This is a genomic window from Ruegeria sp. B11 (genome assembly GCF_056539785.1).
In genome coordinates this window covers 30,371-56,753 of sequence record NZ_JBQFVO010000004.1, presented here as the reverse complement: position 1 = coordinate 56,753, position 26,383 = coordinate 30,371, and the positions used below count along the sequence as shown (strand labels likewise).

The following is a 26,383-nucleotide window of genomic DNA, read 5'->3' as shown; positions in this document are numbered from 1 at the left end:
GTTGCTTTGGCCGGGGCCCTCGCCCCCGGCAGGGCAGCCGGAACCTGGAACTTGCTTGAGTAGACCGCCCTAAGGGCAAGTATCCCGAAAAAACACGCAAAAACAGAGAGATTATTGCTGGATACAACCCTCAAACTTCTAAGGCACTGTAAATAAATATTATTATATGCCCAAATATTAGGCATACGCTTGGTATCAAACTGAAATTAGTAGTGGTGATCCGGGCTTAGCCCGGATCAGTGTTGTAGATCAGCCGTTCATCACAAGGGGCGATACGTAAGATGTTGGTGGTGCCAGGAACATTGAAAGGGACGCCGGCGGTGACCACAATCTGATCAGTCTCAGCGGCGAAACCACCCGAACGGGCGGCGCGAGCGGCGCTGACGACCGCACCTTTGAACCGCTCTTGTTCAGGGGTTAAGACGCAATGACAACCCCAGCTCAGGCAAAGCCTGCGGGCGGTGCCAGTGGCGGGGGTCATTGCGATGATAGGCACACCGGGACGCTCACGGGCGGTGAGCAAGGCGGTGGTCCCGCTTTGAGTGAAGCAGCAGATGGCTTTGATGTCAGTCTTTTCGGCAATCTCGCGTGCCGCAGCCACGATACCATCAGCGATGGTCGTACCCTTGGCGGTACGCGACGCGGCAATAATCTGAGTGTAGGTTGGGTCAGCTTCAACTTCGATGGCAACCTTGTTCATCGTCTGAACCGCCTCGATGGGATAAGAACCAGCAGCCGATTCAGCACTCAGCATGATTGCATCGGTACCCTCGTAGATCGCGGTGGCCACGTCCGAAACCTCGGCCCGTGTGGGCATTGGGCTTTCGATCATGCTTTCCAGCATCTGGGTTGCGACAATCACAGGCTTCGCGGCTGTACGGCATTTACGCACCAGACGTTTTTGGATCGGGGGGACTGCCGAAACAGGCAGTTCGACGCCCAGATCACCCCGCGCAACCATGATCCCGTCTGAGGCGTCAAGGATATCGTCAAAAGCTTCGACCGCAGCAGGTTTTTCGATCTTGGACAAGATCGATGCTCGGCCATCCGCCAGTGCGCGCGCCTCGAACACATCCTTGGCACGCTGAACGAAGCTCAGCGCCAACCAGTCCACACCCAGTTGGCAGACAAATTCCAGATCGTCGCGATCCTTGGCCGACAGCGCTGCCAATGGCAGCACCACGTCAGGCACGTTCACACCCTTGCGGTTCGAAATCGTGCCACCGACTTCGACCGTGCAATGTGCAAAATCCTGACCGCAATCCTGCACGATCAGACGAATCTTTCCGTCATTGACCAGTAGGCGCGCACCTGGCTCCAATGCGGCAAAAATTTCGGGATGTGGCAGGCAGACCCGGGTGATATCCCCGGCTGCCGGATCAAGATCCAGACGGAATGCGGCGCCCTCCTCCAGTTCTTCCGCATCATTTGCAAACACGCCAACGCGCAGCTTTGGCCCCTGCAGATCAGCCAGAATCGCGATCGGGCTTTCCAGATCCTTTTCGATCTGCCGGATTATACGGTGCCTCTCGCGAATCTCATCGTGGCTGCCATGGCTCATGTTCAGCCGGAATACATCGGCCCCGGCCTCATGCAGCGCACGGATGGTGTCATAGTCATTGGACGCCGGTCCCAGCGTCGCCACGATTTTCACATTTCTCAGGCGTCGCATTGATCAGGCTCTCCTCAAACGCGTAAATGTTACCGCAAACATTGCTCAGGCTGCTTATTGCGCAATTCCCTTTCCAACGCAACTGTCCTACACCTGCGACAAACAAGATGACAGGCTCATGACATACTCTCCGTTTTTTGTTCACGGCGCGGATCGCCCGTCGCGTTGGCTGATTACTTGCGACCACGCCACCAACATGGTGCCGCCCGATATCAACGGCGGAGACCTGGGCCTGCCGCGCGAAGATATGGAACGCCATATCGCTTATGACGTGGGCGCCTACGAGGTCTCAAAGCATCTGGGTGAGGTCCTGAACGCCCCCGTAATCGCAGCCAACTTCTCGCGCCTCGTAATTGACCCCAACCGGGGCGAGGACGATCCGACGCTGCTGATGAAGCTCTATGACGGCTCGATCATCCCCGGTAACCGCCACGCAGATGCGACCGAGCGTGAGCGTCGTCTAAATATGTGTTACCGGCCCTATCACGATGCGCTGGCGCAGCTTGCGGCCCTGCCGCATGCGGTCATCATCTCGATGCATTCCTTTACGCGCCAGCTCCGTGGCCGCGATCCTCGGCCGTGGCACATCGGCGTCTTGCACACACCGGATGAGCGGTTCTCGCGCCCGCTGATCAACCGGTTGAACGCCGAGGATGATCTGTGCGTTGGCGTAAATGAACCCTATACAGGTGTGCTACCCGGCGATGCGATCGACAAGCATTGCAGCAGTTTCGGCCGTCCTAATGCACTGATCGAGCTGCGTAATGATCTGATTGCGGATCATGATGGGCAACGCAGCTGGGCCGAACAATTGGCCGTTATTCTGCAGGATGCACTGAACGATAGCGGACTATAACGTAAGGTCACTTCATGCCGCTTCCGATCCTCGAAATATTGTGAGCCAATATACTGACACCCATATATTAAGGGAAAGGAGACGACCATGACTCAGGAATTCCTGACAACTGTCTTCGGCTGGATGACCGCCCTTAACATTGCGGTTTTGTTGTTCAGCACGCTGATGATCATCATCATGCAGGACTGGATCGCAGGCGTACATGGCAGAATGTTCCAAATGGAGCGGGCTGACATAAAGAGGGCCTATTTCAGGTATCTTGCGAACTACAAAATCCTGACAATCATTTTTTGCCTTGTGCCGTGGCTGGCCCTCAAACTGGCATAAAGCATCCAAACCTGACGTTCCAAGGGGCCTTAAGGCCCCTTCTGTTCGTTGTAACATGGCCCACGGATTGCTAGGTCAGGTTCAGAACGCAAGACAATCATTCGGAGCCCGACAATGGACAAGCAAACTGAAATCGAACTTCAGGCCGCAGCGTTTCGCCGTTTGCAGCAGCATCTGATGCAGGATCGCACCGACGTACAGAACATCGATATGATGAATCTGACCGGCTTCTGCCGCAATTGCCTGTCGCGCTGGTATCAGGAAGCCGCCAATGCCAAGGGCATCGACATGGACAAAAACGAAGCGCGCGAGATTTTCTATGGCATGACCATGGATGAGTGGAAGGCCAACTACCAGACCGAAGCGAACGCAGAGAAACAAGCCGCCTTCAAGGTCGCGTTTGAAGAGAACGTCACGAAAAAAGGCTGACGCCCCGAAAACGAAAAAGCCCGCCGTTTTGGCGGGCCTTTGCTTTAGATTGCGGCCTTTCGACTTTCGTCCAGATAGATCTCGCGAAGGCGTTTGGCAATCGGGCCCGGCGTGCCATCACCCAGTGCCACGCCATCAATCTCAACCACCGGCATGACAAAAGCGCTGGCCGAAGTGGTGAAGGCCTCATCCGCCTCTTTCGCCTCGTCGATGGTGAACAGGCGCTCCTCAATCTCCATCTGCGCCTCGGCTGCCATGCGCAGAACCGCCTTGCGGGTGATGCCGTGCAGAATGTCGTTGGACAGCGGGCGGGTGACGATCTTGCCGTTCTTGACGAAATAGGCGTTGTTGCTGGTGCCTTCGGTGACATAGCCATCTTCAACCAGCCAGGCATCGTCACAGCCAGCCGCTTTCGCCATCATCTTGCCCATGGACGGATACAGCAGCTGCACGGTTTTAATATCGCGGCGGCCCCAACGGATGTCATCGATCGAGATAACCTTGGCCCCTTTCTTCGACGCAGGGCTGTCGGCCAGACCCGGCTTATTCTGCGTGAACAAAACCAGCGTCGGCTTGGTATCCGCTGACGGGAACACAAAGTCCCGGTCGCCGTCACTGCCGCGCGAAACCTGTAGATAGATCAGACCTTCTTCGATGTCGTTCAGCTCGACCAGTTTGCGATGGATTTCCAGAAGTTCTTCTTTGCTGCAGGGTTCAGCCATCTGTAACTCGTCCAGCGAGCGTTTCAGGCGCACCGCGTGGCCTTCGAAATCGATCAGCTTACCATCCAGCACACTGGTGACTTCATAGACGGCGTCTGCAAACAGGAAACCTCGATCAAAGATCGAGACGCTTGCCTCGGTTTCAGGCAGGTACTCGCCATTCACATAAACGGTGCGGGTCATGTTCTTCTCCTCAGCCCCAAAGTGCCGCATTGGGCGGATGCACTCCGGCGTCATCAAAAATCAGGGGTGTGTCGCGGTCTTCTGCCAACAAAAGCGGTCCGTCAAGGTCCGTCACCATCGCACCCTGCGCGACCAGCGTTGCAGGTGCCATGGCCAGCGAACTTCCAACCATGCATCCGACCATGATGCCATAGCCCTCGGCCAGCGCGGCCTTGCGCAGTTCGAGCGCCTCGGTCAGACCGCCGGTCTTGTCGAGTTTGATGTTGACCACATCATATTTGCCTTTTAGCGCAGGCAAGCTGGCCCGATCGTGACAGGATTCGTCGGCACATACCGGCACCGGACGATCCATGCCGATCAGTGCATCATCCTCACCGGCTGGCAGAGGTTGTTCAACCAGAGCAACGCCCAGTCGCACAAGATGCGGTGCAAGATCGGCGTACACTTCAGCAGACCAACCCTCATTGGCGTCGATAATGATTTTGGACTCCGGCGCACCAGCCCGCACGGCCTCAAGCCGGGGCATGTCGTCCGGTGTACCAAGTTTGATCTTCAACAAGGGTCGGAACGCATTTTCTGCCGCCTGTGCCTGCATTGCCTCGGGAGTGTCCAGGGAAAGAGTATAGGCCGTAACTTCAGGCCCCGGTGCGGCAAGTTCCGCCAGCTCCCACGCCCGTTTGCCGGAGCGTTTCGCCTCAAGGTCCCAAAGCGCGCAATCCACTGCATTCCGAGCCGCGCCGGCAGGCAGCAGATCCATCAGGGAATAGCGAGAGAATACGTCGGGCAGGCCGGCAATCTCGGCCTCGACTGAATCCAGCGTTTCGTCATAGCGCGCATAGGGCACGCATTCGCCCCAACCATGATGCACACCATCCGAGATCCGAACCGTCAGGACCTTTGCCTCGGTCCGTGAGCCGCGCGAGATAGTGAATACCTGCGCCAGCCGAAATACATCGCGGGAAACGTCAATCTGCACGCGTTCAACCTTTCATCGAAAGTGGTGTCTGTTGCCGACAGCAAGGGGCGATCGGCAACCTGCTTAGATCACAGTGCGGCCAGCGCATCCACCAGTTTACCAGCACCAAAACGGTAAGGATCGGTTGCTGGGATACCCATCTCGGTCTCAACCTTGGCGATGTATGCGTGTGCGTCGTCTTCGCTCAGATGCTGGGTGTTGATCGACACTCCTGCAACCTGACACTCTGGGTTTGCCACGCGCGCCAGCGGCAGTGCTGTGTCGCGCAACTGCTCCAGCGTCGGCAGTGAATACTCAGGCAATCCTCGCATATGGGTCCGGGTCGGCTCGTGGCACAGGATCAGCGCGTCGGGCTGACCGCCATGGATCAGCGCCATGGTCACGCCAGAATAGGACACATGGAACAAAGAGCCCTGCCCTTCGATGTGATCCCAGTGATCCGGATCATTGTCCGGTGTCAAATACTCAACGGATCCCGCCATGAAATCGGCGATAACCGCATCCAGCGGGACGCCCTGACCCGTGACCAGAATTCCGGTCTGACCGGTGGCCCGGAAGGTGGATTTCATGCCGCGTTTGCGCATTTCAGCGTCCATGGACATCGCAGTGTACATCTTGCCGGCAGAGCAGTCGGTTCCAACGGCCAGGCACCGCTTACCAGTACGCTTGCGGCCGTTTGCGATGGGATATCCTACGGTCGGTACACGGACGTCGTGCAATGTGCAGCCGTGAGTCTGTGCCGCAGCAACCAGATCGCCTTCGTCGCGCAGCAGGTTGTGCAGGCCCGACGCCAGATCATAACCCATCTCCAGTGCTGCGATCAGAACCTCTTTCCAGGCCTCACTGATGACCCCACCTCGGTTGGCAACACCAATGACAAGAGTCTTGGCACCAGCAGCTTTACCTTCGGCAAGTGTCATTTCGGTAAGACCCAAATCAGTCTTGCAACCATCCAGCCTTATTTGACCCACGGCATTCTCAGGACGCCAGTCGCGGATACCAATGGCCACTTTGGCCGCCAACAAGTCGGGCGCATCGCCCAAAAACAACAGGTACGGTGTCTCGATCATTGCGGTGCACTCCTTTGATTCTGGCTTAAGCTAGAGAACCGTTTTGACGAGGGTTTCTCAAATTCTTCTCGCCTGCCCGCCCACAGCGGGAAGTTTTTGCGTATTTTGGCTTTCTTGCACAAGATTGTTCGAAGTTTTTAAACTGATCAAACTTTAAGCACCCCATTTTGCCAGTATCTTCAATCATGCTGCATACGCATTGCCGCATATGCACAATCACGCTTGCGCAGCATTGCGCAATTTAATATCCCATGACCAACCCTAAACGCAATTTCCTTACTCGCATGAGGTCCAAATGAGCTTCCGCATCCAACCTGCCGCTCCGGCCCGGCCCAATCGCTGCCAACTGTTTGGCCCGGGCTCGAACACCAAGCTATTTCCCAAGATGGCAGCATCAGCTGCAGACGTCATTAATCTGGATCTAGAAGATTCGGTGGCTCCTTCCGACAAGGATACCGCTCGCGCTAACGTAATCGAGGCGCTGAACACAGTTGATTGGGGCAATAAATACATGTCGGTTCGGATCAATGGGCTGGATACACCCTATTGGTACCGTGACGTGGTTGATGTGCTGGAACAGGCAGGCGACCGTCTGGATCAGATCATGATCCCCAAGGTAGGCTGCGCGGCGGATGTCTATGCAGTTGACGCGCTGGTCACCGCGATCGAGCGCGCCAAGGGCCGAACCAAGCCAATTTCATTCGAAGTGATCATCGAATCTGCCGCCGGACTGGCGCATGTCGAAGAAATCGCCGCCTCATCCCCGCGCCTGCAGGCCATGAGCCTTGGCGCCGCAGATTTTGCAGCCTCAATGGGCATGCAGACAACCGGCATCGGGGGTACGCAGGAAAACTACTATATGCTGCGCGAAGGCAAAAAGCACTGGTCCGATCCGTGGCACTGGGCGCAGGCCGCAATTGTCGCCGCCTGCCGCACCCATGGCGTGCTGCCGGTGGATGGTCCGTTCGGCGATTTCTCAGACGATGAGGGCTATATCGCGCAGGCCAAACGGTCTGCTACGCTGGGGATGGTCGGCAAATGGGCCATCCACCCCAAACAAATCGCATTGGCCAATCAGGTCTTCACACCGTCGAATGAAGCAGTGTCCGAAGCGCGCGAGATTCTGGCCGCCATGGAACAAGCAAAAGCCAACGGCGAAGGCGCGACGGTCTACAAAGGGCGTTTGGTCGATATCGCTTCGATCAAACAAGCCGAGGTTATTGTGGCGCAGGCGGAATTAATCGCGGCGGGTAGCTAAGAAAAAAGGGCGCTCAGCTGAGCGCCCCAATCGATCTGATCAGCGTCCAAATACATTGTTTGGTGTCCATGTGAAACGCTCACCCTTCTTTCCTGATTTCATCATCAGGCAGGATGTACCGTATTTCTGAAAATACTTGATTTTGATTGGATACCAACCCGCCTGCGGCACCTCGACCTCGGTGCGTTGGTTGGCTTCGCAGCCCTGACGGCCGTTGACATAGCCGATCTGCTGACCGCCGACCCAGGCGTCAATCCCATCGTTCGACCAGGTCTCAAGCTCATAAACTCCGGGTGAATCAAAGCGGATATATCCGCTGATTTCCGCGGCAACATTGAACGCCTGATTGTAGGTCAGGACAGGATCACCTTCGTTCGTGTCTCTGTAGTCCAAACCTCGGAGGGGCTGACCCGGCTTTGCCTTTTTCAGCAGATGATTGACCTTCGAGAGGTTCTGGATTTTGCGAGGCGGGTTACCTTCCCAACTGTATTTTACGTTCAAGCCGGCTTTTGGGCTGGGCTGAGGGCTAGCTGGCTGTAACTTCAAAGGTGCTGCTGTCGCAGCGCCGGCAAACATTGCCAAGGCAGCCACCAGCGCTCCGGTGCGAAAAAATGTCATGGTCTACTCCCTGAATTTGCGCCTGCTTCGGGGTTAATCCCTGCCGACGATCCTGTTGAGATGACACTAGGCGCTGAACTTTGACCTCGCAAGATGGTTAAAAATCACTTTTTGATGGTCACGCGCGCATATCCTTGGGCGATCCCATCACAACATATGAGGTGATCGAGGTCACATGCGGCAGTGTACCCAGCACCTCGGTGTGGAAGGTTTTGTAGGAGGGCAAATCGGCACATTCGACCCGTAGCAGGTATTCGATCGTGCCGGTGATATTGTGACATTCCACCACTTCGGGCGCTTGTTGCAAGGCCCTTTCGAACCCTTCCTGCGCCGCTTTTGTGTGCTCGCCCAGACCAACGCCGATATAGGCAACGAAACCCACCCCCAGCGCCGCCGGGTTCAGCACTGCTCGGTAGCCGGAAATGATCCCTGCCCGCTCAAGCTCCTGCACCCGGCGCAAGCAAGCGGAGGGCGACAGGCCCACCCGCTCGGCAAGATCGAGGTTGCTGATGCGACCGTCCCGCGAAAGCTCTTGCAATATATGTTGGTTGATCTGATCAATCTTCGCCATTTATTGCAACATTAACCTTAGAGCGCACGAATACGCAATTTCATTTGCCGGATTCAGCGAGAAAATGCAGCCATGACCTACGATATCCTGATGGCCCTGATCGCATTTGCCTTTGTCTCGTCAATCACGCCGGGACCCAACAATCTTATGCTTATGGCATCGGGTGCGAATTTCGGCTTTCGCCGCACGATCCCGCATATGCTGGGTATCGGTTTGGGCTTCACCTTTATGGTGCTTCTGGTAGGGGCGGGTCTGGTTCAAGTCTTTGACCGGTATCCGATTAGTCATACCGTGTTGAAAGTTCTTTCGGTTCTGTATCTGCTGTATCTGGCGTGGAAAATCGCCCATGCAGCGCCCGCTAAAGGTGTCGATGCTGCGGGCACCCCGATGACGTTTCTGCAAGCTGCAGCCTTCCAATGGGTCAACCCAAAAGCCTGGGCGATGGCGCTGACCGCGACAGCCGCCTATGCGCCCGACCAAACGATCAATGCGATTCTGCTGGTCGCGCTGGTGTTCGGAGCCATCAACCTGCCCTCGGTCAGCACCTGGACGGTTCTTGGACAGCAAATGGCGCGAATCCTGACGAACCCGCACCGATTGCTGGCATTCAACTGGACGATGGCGGCCCTGCTTGTGGCCTCGCTCTATCCGGTGCTGTGGCCGAATTAGGTTACCTGAGCGGCAGGCAAATTTCGGTCAACAGATCCTCGGGGGCCGTTTCTCGTGGATCGTTGAGATAGATCTCATAACACGGATGGTCCGCAGGTTCTTCGCCAGACTCGGGCAACCAATTGCCAAATAATGTCTGATACGCGCCGTGAAGGCCGGAATAAGGGCCCTTGAAGGTCAGCACCGCTGTTTTGCCACCCAGTATTTCAAGGTCTTCCATCCCCTCGGGCGTATCATCACCGCAGAATTCAGCACCTGCAAAACTGCGTAAATCATCCTCGGGCACATCGTCCGGACTGTCGAGATACAGCCCGATCATCGGGCCGACTTGCGGCCACAGCTTGCGGGATTCGCACAGGGCACCAAAGGCCTCAAAGCTGCGGCCAATCTCGGCATAAGCCCCTTTATGCGGCAGCGCTATAACACGGCGGGACGGTTCGGTTCGGGTTGTTACGGGATGCATCGGATATCCTCCGGTTTTGAACACTGGATGGGCCGGCAGTATTTGCCCCGCACGTCGAAACGCGGTGGGGCTGCTGCCGTAGGCCTCGGAAAAGGCCCGCGCAAATGATTTTTGGTTCGGATAGCCAATGTCGGTTGCGATCCGCGTAACCGGTCTGTCTGTTTGCACCAGCCAGCAGGCGGCACGGTGCAGGCGTATCCGACGGGTGGCCTGCGCGCAGGTCTCGCCAGTAATGGCGCGAAACACGCGATGCCAGTGAAACCGCGACATGGCCGCAACCTCGGCCAGGGCGTCCAGAGACAAGTCTCTGGCGGGGTTGTCATGAATGTAGGTCAACACACGCAGCACGCGATCTTCATAGCTGGCAGCCATCAGTATCCTTCCTTCACTTTGCCCATCGGTGATCGCATATTCCACAACCACAAATCTTGCTGAGTTGCATCCCGGACAAGCATTAGTCATATAGCAGGGAACTTCCGCGTTGAGAGGCGTCATGACCCAGTATCTGGATTTCGAAAAACCGCTGGCCGAGATCGAAGGCAAAGCTGAAGAGCTGCGCGCGCTGGCCCGTGCCAATGAAGAAATGGATGTGACGGAAGAGGCCGCCGCGCTGGATGCCAAGGCCGCCAAGCTTCTGGACGAGCTGTATGCCGATCTGACCCCATGGCGGAAATGTCAGGTGGCGCGTCATCCTGAACGTCCACACTGCAACGATTACGTGGATGCGCTGTTTACCGAATTCACCCCACTGGCAGGTGACCGGAACTTTGCCGACGATCTGGCGGTAATTGGCGGTCTGGCGCGGTTCAACGATCAACCCGTCATGGTGATTGGCCACGAAAAAGGCAGCGATACCAAATCGCGGATTGAACGCAATTTCGGCATGGCCCGCCCCGAGGGCTATCGCAAGGCTGTACGCCTGATGGAAATGGCAGGCCGCTTTGGCCTGCCGGTAATCACCTTGATCGATACAGCTGGGGCCTATCCCGGCAAGGGGGCGGAAGAACGTGGCCAGTCCGAGGCGATCGCGCGCTCAACCGAGATGTGCCTAAAGATTGGCGTTCCTTTGGTGTCCGTAATCATCGGCGAAGGTGGTTCGGGTGGCGCGGTCGCCTTTGCGACTGCGAACCGCGTAGCGATGTTGGAGCATTCGGTCTACTCGGTGATTTCGCCCGAAGGCTGCGCGTCGATTCTTTGGAAAGATGCCGAAAAAATGCGCGAGGCCGCCGAAGCGTTGCGCCTTACCGCTCAGGACCTGCACAAGCTGGGCGTTTGTGACCACATCATCACCGAGCCCAAGGGCGGTGCACATCGCAACCGCCCGGCGGCGGTCGAAGCCGTGCGGTCTGCAATTGCCTCGATGCTGGAAGAGCTTGATGGGAAAGACGCGGCAGCCCTGATCAAGGACCGCCGTCAGAAGTTCCTGGATATCGGTTCGAAAGGGCTGGCGGCTTAACCCGTCAGCCACCCAACCGCTGCAACAGAGCTACCGAAGGCTGGCCAGTCACGGACAACCCGTTGGCGCGCTGGTAGGCGCTAATTGCCGCCTCAGTATTCCTGCCGATAACACCATCTGCGCCTAGTGTGTCATAGCCCGCGGATGTCAGGCGGCGCTGCAGTTCTTTACGATCCTCCAGCGTCAAACCGGTCGCATCCGGCCCGAATGACGCTTGGAACGGCGCGCCGCCAGCAATGCGATCAGAAAGATGACCCACGCCGATCGCGTAGCTGTCCGAATTGTTGTAGCGCTTGATCACCTGAAAATTGCGGAACACAGCAATACGTGGGCCGGGCGTCTGCGGTTGCAGCACTGCCGCCGGCGTGCCCGAAACCGTGCCCACTTCACCGCCCCAAGGCTGCCCTCGCACCCAACCGGCACGTGCCAGATAAGCCGCCGTTGACGCAAGTGAATCTGCTGGGTCATCGGACCAGATATCGCGCCGCCCGTCGCCGGTGAAATCGACCGCATAAGCAAGGTAAGACGTCGGAATGAACTGTGTGTGGCCCATCGCTCCGGCCCAGCTGCCGGTCATGTTAGCCGGGGTCGTATCGCCCTCTTGAATGATCTTCAGCGCCGCCACCAGTTGCTTCTCAAAAAACGCTCCGCGCCGCCCGTCATAGGCCAGAGTCGACGTTGCCGAGATCACCGGCACATCGCCGCGCCGTGCACCATAACGGCTTTCCAGGCCCCAAACAGCCACGACGACCTCCTTGTCGACACCATATTGGGCTTCGATCTGCGACAGGGTTCCTGCATGCCGCACAAGCATTTGCTTGCCAGTGCTGATCCGTTCATCCGAGGCAGCAATCGCCAGATAATCCTCAAGCGAGCGTTTGAATTCGACCTGATTGCGATCGCGTTCGATCACGTCGGGTAGATATCCGGCGCCTTGAAACGCTCGGTTAAGGGTAGTCTGTGAAATGCCCTGTGACGCTGCCCGGTTTTTGAAACTGGCCACCCAGGCATCCCATCCTGCGTTCGGAACCGCACGCATCCGCGAAGCCGGAGCACTGTTGGGTGCGGTGCCTGTGGAACAGGCCGCCAACAGGGTTGAACCAAGCCCTAAGGAAAACACTCTTCGATTAATCATGGTTAAATCTGCTCTTGTTGTGATTTGCGTTCAGAATAGCGCAGCCCGGTCGCTCAAGCCAGCAAAGCGACATCCGAAATCAACTGAGTTGAGAGATGGGCAACAAGCCGCTCAGGTAACAAGCAGGCGCAAGCCCTGTGTCACATCCGAACGCACTGCTAGTCGCAACCCAGGCTCATCCCCGGCCTTGAGTGCTGCGATGATCAGGCGATGGTAGTGCGGTGGCTCGGTCCTCCGCAACCGACCGTATAGGGCACGCATGGTGGGACCCAGCTGCAGCCAGACGGTTTCGGCCATGGCAAGCATCGCGGGGGCCTGTGCGCGTAGATACAGCGTGCGGTGAAATTCCAGATTTGCACGGATATATCCCACCGCATCGCGTTTCGTGACCATCTCGGCCACTGCCATGTTGATGCTTTGCAACCGGTCAATCAGCGCCATATGCGCGCGCGGCAGGGCCCGGCTGGCCAGTTCAACCTCAAGCAGCGCGCGCAGCGCCGCCAGCTCTTCGATCCGATCGCGCGTGAGTTCCGGCGTTGATACCCGACCGGACGTGGACAGGAACAAAGCACCTTCTGCCGCCAGACGCCGCACCGCCTCGCGCGCCGGAGTCATCGACACACCGAATTCCTTGCCAATCCCGCGCAGTGTCAACGCCTGCCCCGGGGCAATCTCTCCATGCATGATGCGGGATCTGAGGGCGCGATAAACGCGATCATGGGTTGCCGTATGAGACTCGGCGGGGCGTGAGGTTAACATGAGTTTATGTGATCACAAATCGCGCCAAGGTCAAGCGACGGAGTCGAAGCGATATCTGTGCAGTTCTGCCCCGTTGTCTCGCAGCCAGCGGCGTGGTTCTTTGTAAGGGCCAAAAATACGCTCGACCTGTGCCCAGAACGCAGGTGAGTGGTTCATTTCGGCAAGATGCGCCACTTCATGCGCGGCCACATAATGGAGAACCTCTGGTGGGGCGAGGATCAACCGCCACGAGAACATCAACCCGCCCGCAGAACTGCACGACCCCCAGCGCGAACGCGTATCGCGCAAAGTAAGGCTACTGTACGACCGCCCCAGCATCGCCGCGTAATCATCGCACGCACCGGTCAGACGATCGCGGGCAAGCTCTTTTAGAAACCGCGCTAGTCGCCGTGCTTCGGCAACGGGCGGAACCCCGATCGCATCGCCACTCAGCAAGACCCTCCGCCCCGATGCAGGAACGATTCGCCTCGCCGTACCCTCGATCGGAATGAACTGCCCTACGCCAACTGCTTCAATGCTGGGTCGATCCTGCAGGTGCCCGCGGATCCAGCCCTCTTTCTGCTGTGCGAAATTCAGCGCTTCGGCTTCAGCCACCCCTGTCGGGTAGGTCAGCGTAACCCGTCCATCCAATTGGGAAATTCGCAAACTGATCCGCCGTGCGCGCGCCGATCTGCGCAGTGTCAGCGGCACCGGAGGTGTTCCGGGCAATGCGTGTCGCCCCATGGGTGGGCCTCCTTTGCGCAAAGGCTTTGACAGTGCCTGCCGCATGTGGCAGGTGACCTGAATCATTGATGAGATTCACCTGATATCAAGGGGATTTGATATGCCCAAGGAAGAATGGGGCGTAAAGCGTGTCTGCCCGACAACCGGCAAACGGTTTTACGACCTGAACAAGGACCCGATCGTCAGCCCCTATACGGGCGAGGTCGTGGAGCTGGATACCGGAAAAAGCCGGATGATCGCCGCGGATGCTGAAGATGCCGCATCGGTCAAGGCGCGCGAAGCGTCGTCGGACGAAGACATCGTTTTGGATGATGACGATAATGTCGATGTCGAATTGGATGACGATCTGCTGGACGACGATGACGACGGCGACAACGTTTCACTAGACGATATAAAGGACATGTCGTCAGAAGACGAAAACTGATGGATCCCGAGGCGGCCCCGCCGCCTCGACCCGGCCTGCGAAGTCGGTCTGAATTTTTTGCGGATTCCGATTTTAGGACTTGCACTCATCGACGGCGTCTCATAAACGTCCGTCCACCGTTACGACGGTACCTGTATGGGGCCTTAGCTCAGTTGGGAGAGCGCTTGCATGGCATGCAAGAGGTCAGGGGTTCGACTCCCCTAGGCTCCACCAAAACCTAACAATACAACTGGATAGCAAGCATTAGAGCGGTGTGACACACAGGTGTGACACAAAATGAAGCTGCATGCGTATCTCTCAATGTCCAGACATGACATCTACTACTTTCGTTGGCCATTGCCCGACACAAGACCAAAACCCCACAATAGACCAAACACCAAACGAAGGACCCTTCGGATGTTTTTGCGTAAACGATGCCCTAAAGAGGCTGGTACTCTGGCACGGCGTCTTGCAGTGCGCGGCGACATAAAAACAAAGCACATAGAAACATAAGGCATAAACCACGGCGAACTGCGCACAAAGGTGCATGAGCACTTCACGGAAGTACCAAAGAAGACAAACGCATTTAGGGATGAACTCGGCCCCTAGAGGCAATGATGCTGGGCGAAATGAGCTTGGAACTCATTGATCCAGCGTTCGCAGCAGTCGTGCTTGTATGTATTTCGACTTACACAGGATACCGCTTCAGTCGCTGAGTTGAAATGGGGTCTTTGTAAGCTTCCCCGTAGTGGGTCGATTTTGGTAAATACAATCGTTCTTCGTAAAGATCGCCAGAAATAGAACTGTGCTGAGTACGGCGATGTCTGCCGGTGGCGGAAAGGAACTAGCTGTTGGCAAGCCTAGCGGATCTACTTCTGGGCACCCCTGAAAGTGACAAAATGACTACGCCCCCGTTGCCAGATGCACTTGTTCCAGACCTCATCCCTTCGGTCCCGGTGAAGTCAACGCAATTTATGAACTCCTCAATGGCCGTTGCCAAGATTGGCGCGCCGTAAAACGTTGTAACTGTGGAAGATATTGCTGCCAAAAGCCAGTGGACGGCGAAAGTCGTGTTTTTCTCTAAACATTCTTGTTCGGCGTCGAGGTCACTCCGACGATTAAGGTCCGGTGAACACCACGAATAATTCGCCGGGACTTTTGTCTTAGCAGGGAATTCACACGGCAGTTCACCGCAATAGTTCAGGAATTTGCGAGCGCGTGCTTGTTTGTTTCGTGCGATGCGCGCCGTGCGGATATGAGACATTTGATTTCCTTTTTCATATCTCATTTCCTCATCCTCAGACCGGAAAGTTGTCTGAAGGTATCTTTTCAGGCTACACGCCCATCGGGACACTATAGGATAGGTCTACTAGGCCTCACTTAATTCTTGCATCGCCGCAATGACGCTATCAACTAAAAATTTCCCTAAGAGAAAACTCGTTGTGACATAAGGAAATGCGAATATGAAGTTGTTGTGATATAGTCTATCGAAACAACCGGGTAAAAGTTGATTTGGGAGGTCACAATGCTTCGTATGTTGCTAAGCTTTTTCGCTCTGGGATTGGCACCAACGAGTGTCTTTGCCGACGCTGTGCCCAGTGAAGAAGCAGCCGAAGGCTTGTTCTCAGAGCAACCTTACTCTCCCTACGCAAATCGCAGCTTCCCTGAACGCCCGCTTTGGGGGGACACCCACCTTCACACCGGGCTTTCGCTTGACGCCGGTGCTTTTGGGAACACCCTGCTACCGGATGACGCCTGGCGTTTCGCCAAGGGCGAACAGGTCATTTCTTCGACTGGACTGCCTGTTCGGCTAGCCCGGCCTTTGGACTGGATGGTCCTAACAGACCACACAGACTTGATGGGGTTTGCCCCTGATCTGCAAGCTGGCAAACCGGGCGTTCTTGCCGATCCAAAAGGTCTGGAGTGGTACGAAGGGTACATGGCTGGCGGCGAAGCGGCCGGAAAGGCCGCGTTCGACATTATCACCAACTTCTCGCAAATGACTCTGCCGGAAGTTCTTCTTAATTCTTACAGCCCAGGTGCCGATGCTTTTGCCTTTACTTGGGAGAACATTGTCCTTGCAGCAGATCGACATAACGATCCCGGTAATTTTACTGCTTTCATTGGCTTTGAGTGGACCTCCGTACCAAAAGGATTCAACCTGCACCGGAACGTCATGCTGCGTGATGGGCCCATCAGAGCGCTTCAAATGGTGCCTCCGGTTACGCAACCTCCCTACGGTGATACTGATCCAAAGGCGCTTTATGCCTGGCTTGAAGAGTATCAGGAGAATACTGGCGGTCGCGCGGTAGCTTTCGCCCATAATGGCAACCTGTCGAACGGATGGATGTTCCCGACCGAAGACACCTATCACGGTGGCAAGGTCGACGAGGAATATGTGGCTGCCCGCGCAAAATGGGAGCCCCATTACGAAGTCACTCAGATCAAGGGCGACGGCGAAGCGCACCCCTATCTGAGCCCCGACGACGAATTCGCGGATTACGAAAACTGGGACGTTGGCAATCTCGACATAACCGAGCTGAAAACCGATGACATGCTGGCCGGCGAGTACGCCCGAGAAGCTTTGAAGCGCGGTTTATTGTTGGAAGAGAAGTTCGGCGTGAACCCATATAAGTTCGGCATGGGCGGCGCGACGGACAGCCATACGTCTCTGGCAACTGCTGAGGAAGACAACTTCTTCGGAAAATCCGTCAGCGTTGAACCTTCGGCCACGAGAATAAAGCATCCTTTCATCGCCAACGATCTTGGCGAAATTCCTGGCGACCTCCTTGTAGCTTCCGGGTACACGGCCGTTTGGGCGACCGACAATACTCGCGCAGCGATCTTCGATGCGTTCAAGCGGCGCGAAACCTACGCGAGCACTGGACCGCGGATTGGTCTGCGGTTCTTTGGCGGATGGGATTTCGATGACGCTGATGTTGAAACTCGCTTCCTTGCGGATGTGGGCTACACAAAAGGTGTTCCAATGGGTTCGGATCTGCGACCTCGCGAGGGTGAAGGTCCGCCCACATTCCTGATCGCTGCTCTGCGCGACCCGGTCGGGGCCAACCTGGATCGCGTGCAGGTGATAAAGGGATGGCTCGATTCCGAAGGTGCTTTGCAGGAAAACGTCTATGACGTGGCATGGTCGGACAACCGTGTTGCCGATCAAAACGGCAAGATCCCTGCGGTTGGGAATACCGTGGATCTGGAAACCGCCAGCTGGACCAATACAATTGGAACCGCCGAACTGGTAACTGTTTGGTCTGATCCTGATTTCGATCCAAATGCGCGGGCATTCTATTACGTACGTGCGCTCGAAATCCCAACCCCACGCTGGGTGTTGTACGACAAACTGAGGTTTGGTGCGGAGCTGCCAGAAGATGCGGTACTTACGCATCAGGAGCGCGCGTATTCCTCGCCGATTTGGTACACGCCGGCAGAGTGACCTTACTTCGTGCAGATTTGGGGACCCAGGTCGCAATCACTAACTCGGGACGCTCTTATGATAAGCGGCGCGCCTTGAGTTGCAATTCCTTGTGTTACTCAACTGCCTGATGCCAGCATAAAACATAATGCCGTATCGCGTTTCACGCAGGAGCCTTCATGCGAATAGTGAAAGAACCTCTGTTCCATTTCTTCTTGATCGGAGCTGCCATATTCATTTGGTTCCACATAATATCACCAGATAACGACGCCGCTGCAGATCCGGAGACGATAGCGATAAGCGAAAGTGATGCCGCGCTGTTAGCTTCACAGTTCGAAGCGAGGTGGAAACGCCAGCCAAGCGGTTCTGAGCTACAAGCGTTGGTCGACGCTTCAATTCGCGAAGAAGTTTTAGTTAGGGAAGCAAGAAAGCTTGGCTTGGAACGCGGAGATAGCGTGATTAGATCGCGGCTGAGCCAAAAGATGGATTTTCTGACCGAAGCCATCGCCGCTTCAGTTATTCCAGAAGACGAAGATCTAGAGGCTTTCCTCCAACAAAACACGGACCGCTACGCGACACCCAATAAGGTCGCGTTCACTCAAGTTTTTCTTGGTGAAGAACCAAGTGAGACCGAGATTGAAAGGGCACTGGCCGCCTTGCGTGCGGAGCAAGGGACTTCCGGCTTGGAAAGCGCGACACTGCTGCCTGCATCAATGCCCCTAACCGCGACACGGGTAATCGACTCGGTCTTTGGAACCGGATTTTCCAATGGTCTCGCCTATCTCGAAAAAGGTCAGTGGATGGGGCCGGTCCAATCAGGTTACGGCATCCATCTGGTGAAAGTGCTTGCCATTGAACCAAGCCGGATACCTCGCTTGCAAGAGATCCACAGTGTGGTGCTTCGTGATTGGCGTCGCGCCATGAGCGAAGATTTGGCGCAGGCGCAATACGAAGCTCTTGCCGACAATTATGAGATCACAGCACCCGATCTCACAGGTCAGGTCAAATGAACTTCTTCTTCAGCTTGATGTTTGCTCTGCTGTTCGCGTGGCCCACGGGGTACGCCAACGCGCATGCGCTTGATCCGGGATACTTGGAAATTCGACAAATCACTACGGACACTTGGAGTGTCCATTGGCGAAAACCAGATGTGTATGGTCAACCAATGGCGATTGATGCGGTGTTACCGGATGGCTGTACACCCTCACACGGCCCTGACCCAATCTCCGATGGGCGAGCGTGGGTTTCTTCCTGGGTTGTCGAATGCCGTGCTGAGATCGCGGGCCAATCCATCGAGATCGACGGACTGGCGGCACAAAAGAACGACGTTTTGGTCCGTGTGCATCCTCTGCACGCCGAGCCTGCCACGCTTCGTTTCACCCCGGATGCTGCCATCCAAAACATACCTTTTGAACAGACAACATGGTCTGTTTTCATAGCCTATTTTCAGTTGGGTTATGAACACATACTAGAAGGCTGGGATCACCTGCTGTTTGTCTTTGCACTGTTTGTTTTGGTCCGTGATCCCTGGAGACTGGTGGGAGCCGTTACAGCTTTCACGCTTGCGCATTCGATAACACTAGCACTGGCAACACTCGGCGTTTTGAATGTTCCCGGCCCACCGGTCGAGGCGGTTATTGCGCTCTCCATCATTTTTTTGGCGATGGAGATTGTAAAGGGTAGCGAAGGTCGGCTCCGGCTTTCAGAACAGAGCCCCTGGATCGTTTGTTTCGGATTTGGGCTTTTGCACGGTCTTGGTTTTGCTGGCGCTTTAGCCGAGATAGGACTTCCCTCTAACGATATTCCCGCAGCCTTGCTTGCATTTAACCTTGGTGTCGAGGCCGGACAACTGAGTTTTGTCGGAGCTTTGGCTATCCTGCTTATAGTCTGGCGATTTATTGCGCTTCCTGTCAGCCAAAAGACAACGCTTGTTACAGCCTATAGCATCGGTTCGGTGTCGATGTACTGGCTAATTGAACGAGTAGGCAGCTTTTAATCGTAATGGCTTTCAATGCTCTCTTCTTAAGCTTTCTTAACAACTGCTCGCACAGATAGTGAATGACATTTACTCGCCCATATTTCCCGAATTTGCATATGGTCATAGTTCCAAACGATGAAGGTGCTCTCGTAACGCTCCATTTCCGATATTGATTTCATTAGTGAAGATATTGGAAGTTTGCCCATAAGTTTACGTGGCATTTGCGCATAGTTTTACACGATATGTCCAAAGGTTGGCACACAACTCTATTCGGTGTCCGCTCAAGTGCCTCCGAAAGTCTCTTTGAGTTCTGCGACTTGTTCTGTATCCAACATTCGGGTTGGCATCCCCCGTAGCGCCAGGAGTAACTTGGCTGTTTCTTCCAGCTCTTCTGTTGCAGAGACCGTTGAAAACAGATCCTCTCCCGATACGACGGGACCGTGATTGGCCAACAGAACCGCACTATATTTGCCATCCAGATCGCGGATCAAATCACCAGATTTCGGATCGCCCGGCTTGACGTATGGAACCAGTTTGACTGTGCCGACGCGCATGACCACGTAAGGTGTAAGTGGTGGAATACAGTCATTGGGATCGGTGTCTTCCAGACAGGACAGTGCGGTGGCCCAGGTCGAATGCAGATGGACCACGGCGCCAGCTTCTGGCCGCGTCTCATAGAAGGCTTGGTGCAGAAAGACCTCCTTGGTCGGCTTGTCACCGGAGACGTGGTTGCCATCCAAATCAATCTTAGCGATGCGCTCGGGGTCGATATCGCCCAAGGTGGAATTGGTTGGTGTCATGAGGATGCCGTCGTGCAGACGTGCAGAGACGTTTCCAGCAGTGCCGACGGAGAATCCACGCGCAAACAGCGAGGCGCACAGCTCGGACATCTGTTGTCGCAGTACCTGTTCTTCAGAACTCATTTGCCTGCCTCCATCATTTTGAGCGCCCTAGCGAAAAAGTCCGGAGCGCCGAAGTTTCCAGACTTTAGAGCCAGCGCAATGGGTTCAGTTTTTCCAACGCTCAAGACTGGTACGCCCGGGTCGATCTCTGGCCCTAGTGGCATGGCCGGTGATCCCAGTGCCTCAGAAACAGCCTTTGCGACAGCTCCCGACGTCTCCCCCCCTGCCACCACCAATCGCTTGTAGCCCTTTTGGACAAGTTCTCGGGCGGTAACTGCAAAGAGACTATCCAGTTTTTCTGCAACCGCTTCCCGACCGAATTGGTCTTGGATCGCCCGCACATCCTCCGGGCTTCCCGATGAATACGCTAGCGGTGCCTGACCTAAATGCGTTTCAAAGAAATCCAGAAGCGTTTGCATAGTCACATCCCCGGACATAACACCCGGAACGTCAATGGCGAAGGTCGGATGGGATTTCGCATGAACATCGATCTGACCACGGGTCGCACCTGAGCAAGACCCTGCAAGGATAGCGGCGGGCCCAGCGATACCTGTGAATACACTGCCACCTCTTTTGGACGAAGCTTTTCTGACGAAGTTCTTGGGTAGCCCCAGCGCTATCCCAGATCCCCCAGTAATGAGCTGGGCATCCTTCAGAGCCTCGCCCCAGGCCAGCAAATCCTCGTCCGAAATCGCATCACCGATCACAAAGCGTTCGTCGACGTTCCGCAAAGCAGTAGCAATCGCCTCTGGTCCTTGCGTCACGGCGTCAATTGAAACCAACCCAACCGCTTCTTGGGTCTGATATTGCAACCAACGCTTGATGTCGGCATCCGTCATCGGAGTAAGAGGGTGATTTTCCATCCCGGACTCGTTCAACAGCTTGCCGAACACAAATAGATGGCCGTGATAGATGGTGCGCCCCGTTGTCGGAAAGGCTGGACAGAAAACCACCTTTTGCGCGCCCAGTTCGTTGGCCAACGCTTCCGCAACCGGGCCGATATTTCCCTGCCTAGTGGAATCAAAAGTCGAGCAATACTTGAAGATGAACTGGCGGCATCCTTGATCTTTAAGCCATCGCAGGGCTCGCAGGCTGTCCGCAACAGCTTCTTCGACAGGTGCAGTGCGGCTCTTGAGTGAGACGACACCCGCTTCGATCTCTTTGTCGGCCGGGGTATCCGGAATACCTGGAAACTGCGCGGTTCTTAATCCACCTTCCGGCTCGACGCCCTTTGCCAAGGTGTTCGCAATGTCGCTCGCACCAGTGAAATCGTCCGCTATGACGCCGATTAGCATATTCTAATGTCCTTCGTCGGCCCTGGATCCAGCCTATGGATGTGCGGTGCTGCTCCGATGGGAAAAATCTCGCGCACAAGTGGATCATGGCCGGGCACGATAAGTCGAGGATGCGAGACTAACTTCTCGAGTGTCTCGAAACCATCCATCATGTCCTGCAGGTCGACGACGATGGGAAAAGCTTTTCGCGCCATGAAATTCTCGTAGTAATGCGAGGCATCCGAGGCCAGAACCATCCACCCGGCTGCTGTTCTTACACGAACACATTGCAACCCCCGCGAATGCCCGCCGATACAGTGTACGGTCACCCCATCTGCTATCTCGGCCTCTCCGTCGTAGAACACGACCTTGCCTGAATAGAGGCGCTTTACGACCTCGCAGATATGGCCCGCCGAGAAAGGCGCGCGTAAGTGGTCGTGGCACATGCAGGGACCTGTAGCGAAGGCCATTTCCGCCGATTGCATGTGCAACTTCGCATTTGGGAACATATGCAGCCCCCCAGCGTGGTCATAATGGAGATGGGTCACGATAACCTCGGTCACCGCTTCGGGCATGATGTCCAATGGGCGCAAAGCCTCGCGTGGGTCCATCACAATGGGACGTCCACGGGCGGCTGCCTCGTCGCTGTCGTATCCGGTATCGACCAGTATAACTTTGTTGCCACGCTTGAGCACCCAAACGAAATAGTCCATCGCGTGAGGTGCATCGTGATTGTCATCCAATATGAAGCTGTCGCGTCGAGTGCGGGCATTGCGATCCGCGTATTTCACGGCGTGAATTTCCCAATCGTTCATCGGATGACCCCGGAATACTGTTGAACAGTCTTGGTGGCGATCATATCAGCCACAGCCGTATCGAAGGACTGGAAATGCGCGCTTTCTAGGTGGGCGGAGAACGCCACGCTGTCATCATAAACCTCATAGAGAAAAACTGTCTCGGGATCGTCGCCGAGGCAAACGTCAAACTGCTGGCATCCGGGTTCTTCACGCAAAGAGGTTGAAGCGTTTTCGACCATTAGCGGCAAAAAGGTTTCTCTCGTACCGGGCTTGAGAGTGAAGGTGACGGTAACCACAAACATCAGACGGAAAGTCCTTTCAAACGTAAGAAAGCGCGCTTTGCCATGGGCAGTTGGCTGAGGATCAGACCAACGTTGAGCACAAGTAGAATGGCCGCACCGGGTCGCGAAAAGAAGACCGAAAGATCCCCGTCCGACAAGAACAGCGATCGGCGGAAAGTTTCGTCAAACAGGCTTCCCAGTATAACCCCAATGACCAATGGAGCGATTGGGTACTTCATCAGGTTCATAAAATAGGCGACGGCTCCGACACCAAGCATCAGGTAGAGATCATTGATGCCACCACCGACGCTGAAGGACCCGATTGTTGTCAGAACCATCACAACCGGCAAGAAGATGGTCTGCGGTATGGCGAGTATTTTGATAAAGACCCGAGCAGTGAACAGGCCCATCAAGAACATAGTCAGGGATGCCAACACCAGGATTGCGACTACGCGCAGAATGATCTCGGGGTCTATCGTGGGGCCCGGGATCACGTTGTTGATCTTGAAAGCCCCCATCAAAGCCGCGGCGGGTGGTGAACCGGGAATGCCCAAAACCAAAAGCGGGATTAGCGCGCCCCCAATGCAGGCGTTGTTTGCTGTTTCAGAGCATAGCAGACCTTCCAATGACCCTTTTCCGAACTTGTCGCCCTCGGCAGATACGGTCTTGCCGACACCGTAGCTGACCCAACCGGCGACATCTTCGCCGACGCCAGGAAGCGCTCCTACCCCGGTCCCAATCACTCCTGACCGACCAATGGTGGGCAGGTAGCGTCGGATGGAGCGTAGGTTCGGAAGGATGCGACCTTTCAGGGCCAGAACTTTCCCGGCCTCAACATGCCTCAAGCCGTCGATGATTTGGGGGATGGCGAAGGCCCCCATCAAAACGGGCACAACCTGAAACCCGCTCAACAGGTAAGACCAGCCGAATGTATAGCGCGGCTCAGACAGAAGCGGATCGAGCCCCACCATAGACATTGCAAGCCCGATCAGACCGGCGATCCATCCCTTGATCACCAGATCCTCGCTCATAAGCGTGCCAGATAGAAGGATGCCAAACAAAGCCAAGAGTGCTTTTTCCGGACTCGCGATGTTCTTCGAAACCAAAAGCAGCGCCCAGACAAAAATCAAAAGCGTGATCGTCCCGATAACCGTACCGATAAAGCTGGCCGTTGTGGTCAGACCAAGTGCTTCGCCCCCTCGACCTGCTTTGGCCAGAGGGTAGCCATCCATGGCCGTCGCCGCGCTGGCTGCTGTGCCGGGAATGTTCAGCAGAATAGACGGGTAAGAGCCGCCGTAAATCGCGCCGACATAGGCCCCGAGCAAAGCGATAAGCGAATAGTCCAATGGAATCTTGTTGCCGAAAAATCCCGTCAGGATCGTCACTGCCAGCGTTGCGGTCAGGCCGGGCAATGCGCCGAACGTTATGCCTAGGAACACGGATGCAATCAAATACAGATAGGTCAGCGGGTCCACTGCCAGGCCAACGAATGCGGTCCCAAACCCAGCCAGTTGCGAAAGGATAAAGTCCATCCGGTCAGTCTTTCCATAACGGACGAAGCGTCACGTAGTAGTGGTATTCGATTTGCTTGAAGATCAGCCCCCCGCGCGCGGGCACGTTCTGTCGGAAAATAAAGGCCATCGCGCAAACGAGGATCAGCGGGGCCAATATTGCGACGACTGGCACAATACGCAAAACGCGTTCGGAAGCCGCTTTGGTCAACACCACAAGTGATAGCGAGACCCATAGGGCCAGTGTAAACCAATCATCACTGTGTGCATTCCATTCCGCCTGCGCGGGAAATACAGCGAACGCAAAAAGCCCGGCAGAGACAACTGCGACACAGGCCACCAAAGCACGCCGCGCGTGACCGCCGTAGTAACCGTAAGTCAAAGCTGTAATCAGTAACCCCGAGCACAAAATGAAGTCCACTCTGGGAACCAGTCCGACGACGTATGCAAGAAGGATCAGGCCTATTGTTGATGCTCGATAGGCTTCCGACTTATCCCAACCGATCCCCAAAGCCGTGAGCGCGTTCTGGGCTCCACCTGAGCGGATCGAAGTAGCCAACAAGACGAAGGACAACACAAGCAATCCACAGAAGATGAACAACGGTACAATTGCAGCCGAGTTGTACCAGTCCGACCCACTTACACCTGCGCGGTTTTCACCCCAAAGTGGGATATCCAACGTCTTCCAAAGGAAAAAGACGGACACTGTTATTAGAACAATCGCAGCCCAGAAATCGCGGGTCCGCATGACCAGTGTTTCGTCGATTTTGTCCATGCCTGCCTCCTAGAGGAAAGGGCGCGATCAAACGCGCCCTTCCAAAATTGATCGGATTAGGGCTTCTCGATACCCAGCGAGGCTGGATCGACCGTGGCAGCGCCCAAATCTTGCAAGGTATAGGCAAAAGTAGCCTCAAGGTTCGCAAACAATTCTTGAGCTTCTTCGCCGTGTTGACCACCGACATCATAATTGTTTGCCTCAGCCCATTCAGCGACGGTATCGGATGCAATCGCCTGCTCGAACGCATCGCCGAGGGCCGCCTTCACATCATCTCCAGCCGAGCTGTGAACGGCAAATCCGATGGCTTGTTTTAGTGGCAGATACTTGTCGAGACCGTCATAGATGCCAAAGGCAGATGGCACTGTAGCTCCGGCAATCTGCGCATCTTCCGGTGTCAACATCGCAAGTGGCTTCAACTGTCCGCCTTCGATCAAAGGAGCTTGTTCAGCCAGCGAAGTCACAACCAACGCAACCTCACCTGCTATCGCCGCTTCCTGCCCGGGCGCTGAGCCTTTGTATGGAACAAACTTGAACTCTGCACCGGACCCTTTCTCGATGGCGAGAAGATTCAAGTGGTGGATCGAACCCGCGCCGGACGCGGCAGCGGGAATAGTGCCAGGAGCGGCTTTGGCAGCGTCGACCAGTTCTTCCAGAGTGTTGTAAGGGCTGTCCGCTGGAACCGAGATCAGATCGGGTGATCCGCCAACAATAAACGGATACCAAAAGTCAAATTTCTTATCCCAACCACCCTGCACAGCAGCGGTGACGTTCGATTCAGACAGACCAACCAGTGTATAGCCATCGTCTGGTTGGTTCATGACGTAGACCATGCCGTTGGAGCCTGCGACCCCACCGGTTTGGTTGATCACATTGATCGAGACTGGAAGGTGTTTTTCCATTTCGGCCATGATCATTCGGTTGATCGTGTCCGTGCCGCCACCGGCCCCCCAGACCACAGCTGTGGTGATATCACGGTAAGGGTAATCCTGCGCGGTAGCAGCCCCTGAAATCCCGGTTGCAATCACGGCTGCGGCCGCCAACTGCCCTAGCTTCAGTTTCATTTCCAAGTCCTCCCAAACATCTTTGCGTTTATTATTGCATTTATTTGCGTATACATTAAAGAATGCGTTGTCAACGGACTGTAG

General features: G+C 55.5%; 27 protein-coding genes and 1 tRNA gene. 11 read left to right on the top strand and 17 right to left on the bottom strand.

From position 1 onward, the window contains the following. Positions 1-226 precede the first annotated feature (226 nt). The gene (gene pyk / locus ACR0I1_RS14740; RefSeq protein ID WP_170395584.1) at positions 227-1,672 is read right to left on the bottom strand and encodes a pyruvate kinase; all 1,446 of its coding nucleotides are present in this window, start codon (positions 1,670-1,672) and stop codon (positions 227-229) included. 118 nt (positions 1,673-1,790) lie between these two features. On the opposite strand from pyk, the gene ACR0I1_RS14735 reads away from it, so the two are divergent. The 3 genes from ACR0I1_RS14735 to ACR0I1_RS14725 all read left to right on the top strand — a co-directional run bounded on the left by ACR0I1_RS14735 (position 1,791) and on the right by ACR0I1_RS14725 (position 3,284). Further along, on the top strand, positions 1,791-2,528 hold the full coding sequence (locus ACR0I1_RS14735) for an N-formylglutamate amidohydrolase (protein WP_480707035.1): 738 nt from the start codon (positions 1,791-1,793) through the stop codon (positions 2,526-2,528). An 87-nt stretch (positions 2,529-2,615) separates the two neighbouring features. Beyond that, complete coding sequence (locus ACR0I1_RS14730) at positions 2,616-2,855, top strand: DUF6868 family protein (protein WP_170663988.1); 240 nt, start codon at positions 2,616-2,618, stop codon at positions 2,853-2,855. A 114-nt stretch (positions 2,856-2,969) separates the two neighbouring features. Further along, a complete protein-coding gene (locus ACR0I1_RS14725) occupies positions 2,970-3,284 on the top strand; it encodes a DUF1244 domain-containing protein (protein ID WP_170395578.1) in 315 nt (104 codons plus the stop codon). Positions 3,285-3,328: 44 nt separating this feature from the next. Here the strand turns inward: ACR0I1_RS14725 and ACR0I1_RS14720 are convergent, their stop codons facing one another. The 3 genes from ACR0I1_RS14720 to dgcN all read right to left on the bottom strand — a co-directional run bounded on the left by ACR0I1_RS14720 (position 3,329) and on the right by dgcN (position 6,235). After that, positions 3,329-4,189 carry a D-amino-acid transaminase gene (locus ACR0I1_RS14720; protein WP_480707033.1) on the bottom strand — a complete coding sequence of 287 codons (861 nt, stop codon included), beginning with the start codon at positions 4,187-4,189 and terminating at the stop codon, positions 3,329-3,331. A 10-nt stretch (positions 4,190-4,199) separates the two neighbouring features. After that, a complete protein-coding gene (dgcA, locus tag ACR0I1_RS14715; RefSeq protein ID WP_480707031.1) occupies positions 4,200-5,165 on the bottom strand; it encodes an N-acetyl-D-Glu racemase DgcA in 966 nt (321 codons plus the stop codon). 68 nt (positions 5,166-5,233) lie between these two features. Further along, complete coding sequence (gene dgcN / locus ACR0I1_RS14710; RefSeq protein WP_170395572.1) at positions 5,234-6,235, bottom strand: N-acetyltransferase DgcN; 1,002 nt, start codon at positions 6,233-6,235, stop codon at positions 5,234-5,236. A gap of 295 nt (positions 6,236-6,530) precedes the next feature. Between dgcN and ACR0I1_RS14705 the strand changes: the two genes are divergently transcribed. Continuing rightward, complete coding sequence (locus ACR0I1_RS14705) at positions 6,531-7,493, top strand: L-malyl-CoA/beta-methylmalyl-CoA lyase (protein WP_480707029.1); 963 nt, start codon at positions 6,531-6,533, stop codon at positions 7,491-7,493. Positions 7,494-7,532: 39 nt separating this feature from the next. On the opposite strand, the gene ACR0I1_RS14700 is transcribed toward ACR0I1_RS14705, so the two are convergent. Both ACR0I1_RS14700 and ACR0I1_RS14695 read right to left on the bottom strand, forming a co-directional pair. Next, the gene (locus ACR0I1_RS14700) at positions 7,533-8,111 is read right to left on the bottom strand and encodes a PA14 domain-containing protein (protein ID WP_170395568.1); all 579 of its coding nucleotides are present in this window, start codon (positions 8,109-8,111) and stop codon (positions 7,533-7,535) included. A gap of 118 nt (positions 8,112-8,229) precedes the next feature. After that, positions 8,230-8,682 (bottom strand): Lrp/AsnC family transcriptional regulator, encoded by a 453-nt coding sequence (locus ACR0I1_RS14695; protein WP_170513733.1) that lies wholly within the window; start codon positions 8,680-8,682, stop codon positions 8,230-8,232. Between the two features lie 72 nt (positions 8,683-8,754). On the opposite strand from ACR0I1_RS14695, the gene ACR0I1_RS14690 reads away from it, so the two are divergent. Continuing rightward, positions 8,755-9,351, top strand: a complete 597-nt coding sequence (locus ACR0I1_RS14690; protein ID WP_170626224.1) for a LysE family translocator — start codon at positions 8,755-8,757, stop codon at positions 9,349-9,351. A gap of 1 nt (position 9,352) precedes the next feature. Here the strand turns inward: ACR0I1_RS14690 and ACR0I1_RS14685 are convergent, their stop codons facing one another. Continuing rightward, positions 9,353-10,186 (bottom strand): AraC family transcriptional regulator, encoded by an 834-nt coding sequence (locus tag ACR0I1_RS14685; RefSeq protein WP_480707027.1) that lies wholly within the window; start codon positions 10,184-10,186, stop codon positions 9,353-9,355. Positions 10,187-10,307: 121 nt separating this feature from the next. On the opposite strand from ACR0I1_RS14685, the gene ACR0I1_RS14680 reads away from it, so the two are divergent. Next, a complete protein-coding gene (locus ACR0I1_RS14680) occupies positions 10,308-11,270 on the top strand; it encodes an acetyl-CoA carboxylase carboxyltransferase subunit alpha (protein WP_170395560.1) in 963 nt (320 codons plus the stop codon). Between the two features lie 4 nt (positions 11,271-11,274). On the opposite strand, the gene ACR0I1_RS14675 is transcribed toward ACR0I1_RS14680, so the two are convergent. The 3 genes from ACR0I1_RS14675 to ACR0I1_RS14665 form a co-directional block, all read right to left on the bottom strand. Then, a complete protein-coding gene (locus tag ACR0I1_RS14675; RefSeq protein ID WP_480707025.1) occupies positions 11,275-12,405 on the bottom strand; it encodes a lytic murein transglycosylase in 1,131 nt (376 codons plus the stop codon). Positions 12,406-12,516: 111 nt separating this feature from the next. Further along, entirely contained in the window at positions 12,517-13,164 is a 648-nt protein-coding gene (locus tag ACR0I1_RS14670) for a GntR family transcriptional regulator (protein WP_170395556.1), read from the bottom strand. A gap of 30 nt (positions 13,165-13,194) precedes the next feature. After that, positions 13,195-13,887 carry a M48 family metallopeptidase gene (locus ACR0I1_RS14665; protein ID WP_480707023.1) on the bottom strand — a complete coding sequence of 231 codons (693 nt, stop codon included), beginning with the start codon at positions 13,885-13,887 and terminating at the stop codon, positions 13,195-13,197. A 100-nt stretch (positions 13,888-13,987) separates the two neighbouring features. On the opposite strand from ACR0I1_RS14665, the gene ACR0I1_RS14660 reads away from it, so the two are divergent. The 5 genes from ACR0I1_RS14660 to ACR0I1_RS14640 all read left to right on the top strand — a co-directional run bounded on the left by ACR0I1_RS14660 (position 13,988) and on the right by ACR0I1_RS14640 (position 19,713). Next, entirely contained in the window at positions 13,988-14,311 is a 324-nt protein-coding gene (locus tag ACR0I1_RS14660) for a TIGR02300 family protein (RefSeq protein ID WP_170402007.1), read from the top strand. Between the two features lie 137 nt (positions 14,312-14,448). Then, positions 14,449-14,524 (top strand) — tRNA-Ala (locus tag ACR0I1_RS14655). Positions 14,525-15,815: 1,291 nt separating this feature from the next. Next, on the top strand, positions 15,816-17,738 hold the full coding sequence (locus ACR0I1_RS14650; RefSeq protein WP_480707021.1) for a DUF3604 domain-containing protein: 1,923 nt from the start codon (positions 15,816-15,818) through the stop codon (positions 17,736-17,738). A gap of 158 nt (positions 17,739-17,896) precedes the next feature. After that, positions 17,897-18,727, top strand: coding sequence for a peptidyl-prolyl cis-trans isomerase (locus ACR0I1_RS14645; RefSeq protein WP_480707019.1), 831 nt, complete (start codon positions 17,897-17,899; stop codon positions 18,725-18,727). Next, entirely contained in the window at positions 18,724-19,713 is a 990-nt protein-coding gene (locus ACR0I1_RS14640) for a HupE/UreJ family protein (RefSeq protein ID WP_480707017.1), read from the top strand. Before ACR0I1_RS14645 ends, ACR0I1_RS14640 begins: the two co-directional genes overlap by 4 nt. A gap of 263 nt (positions 19,714-19,976) precedes the next feature. On the opposite strand, the gene otnC is transcribed toward ACR0I1_RS14640, so the two are convergent. The 7 genes from otnC to ACR0I1_RS14605 are packed head-to-tail and all read right to left on the bottom strand — an operon-like array spanning position 19,977 to position 26,299. Beyond that, positions 19,977-20,618, bottom strand: coding sequence for a 3-oxo-tetronate 4-phosphate decarboxylase (gene otnC, locus ACR0I1_RS14635; RefSeq protein ID WP_480707015.1), 642 nt, complete (start codon positions 20,616-20,618; stop codon positions 19,977-19,979). After that, positions 20,615-21,892: a 3-oxo-tetronate kinase gene (gene otnK, locus ACR0I1_RS14630; protein WP_480707013.1), complete on the bottom strand. Its 1,278-nt coding sequence runs from the start codon at positions 21,890-21,892 to the stop codon at positions 20,615-20,617. The genes otnC and otnK overlap by 4 nt, the downstream gene beginning before the upstream one ends. Next, positions 21,886-22,686: an N-acyl homoserine lactonase family protein gene (locus tag ACR0I1_RS14625; RefSeq protein WP_170408437.1), complete on the bottom strand. Its 801-nt coding sequence runs from the start codon at positions 22,684-22,686 to the stop codon at positions 21,886-21,888. Before ACR0I1_RS14625 ends, otnK begins: the two co-directional genes overlap by 7 nt. Next, positions 22,683-22,970 carry a putative quinol monooxygenase gene (locus tag ACR0I1_RS14620; protein ID WP_480707011.1) on the bottom strand — a complete coding sequence of 96 codons (288 nt, stop codon included), beginning with the start codon at positions 22,968-22,970 and terminating at the stop codon, positions 22,683-22,685. The genes ACR0I1_RS14625 and ACR0I1_RS14620 overlap by 4 nt, the downstream gene beginning before the upstream one ends. Then, on the bottom strand, positions 22,970-24,481 hold the full coding sequence (locus ACR0I1_RS14615) for a tripartite tricarboxylate transporter permease (protein WP_170408439.1): 1,512 nt from the start codon (positions 24,479-24,481) through the stop codon (positions 22,970-22,972). Before ACR0I1_RS14615 ends, ACR0I1_RS14620 begins: the two co-directional genes overlap by 1 nt. A gap of 4 nt (positions 24,482-24,485) precedes the next feature. Then, complete coding sequence (locus ACR0I1_RS14610; protein WP_480562753.1) at positions 24,486-25,235, bottom strand: hypothetical protein; 750 nt, start codon at positions 25,233-25,235, stop codon at positions 24,486-24,488. Positions 25,236-25,291: 56 nt separating this feature from the next. After that, a complete protein-coding gene (locus ACR0I1_RS14605) occupies positions 25,292-26,299 on the bottom strand; it encodes a Bug family tripartite tricarboxylate transporter substrate binding protein (RefSeq protein ID WP_170513339.1) in 1,008 nt (335 codons plus the stop codon). Between the last annotated feature and the right edge of the window lie 84 nt (positions 26,300-26,383).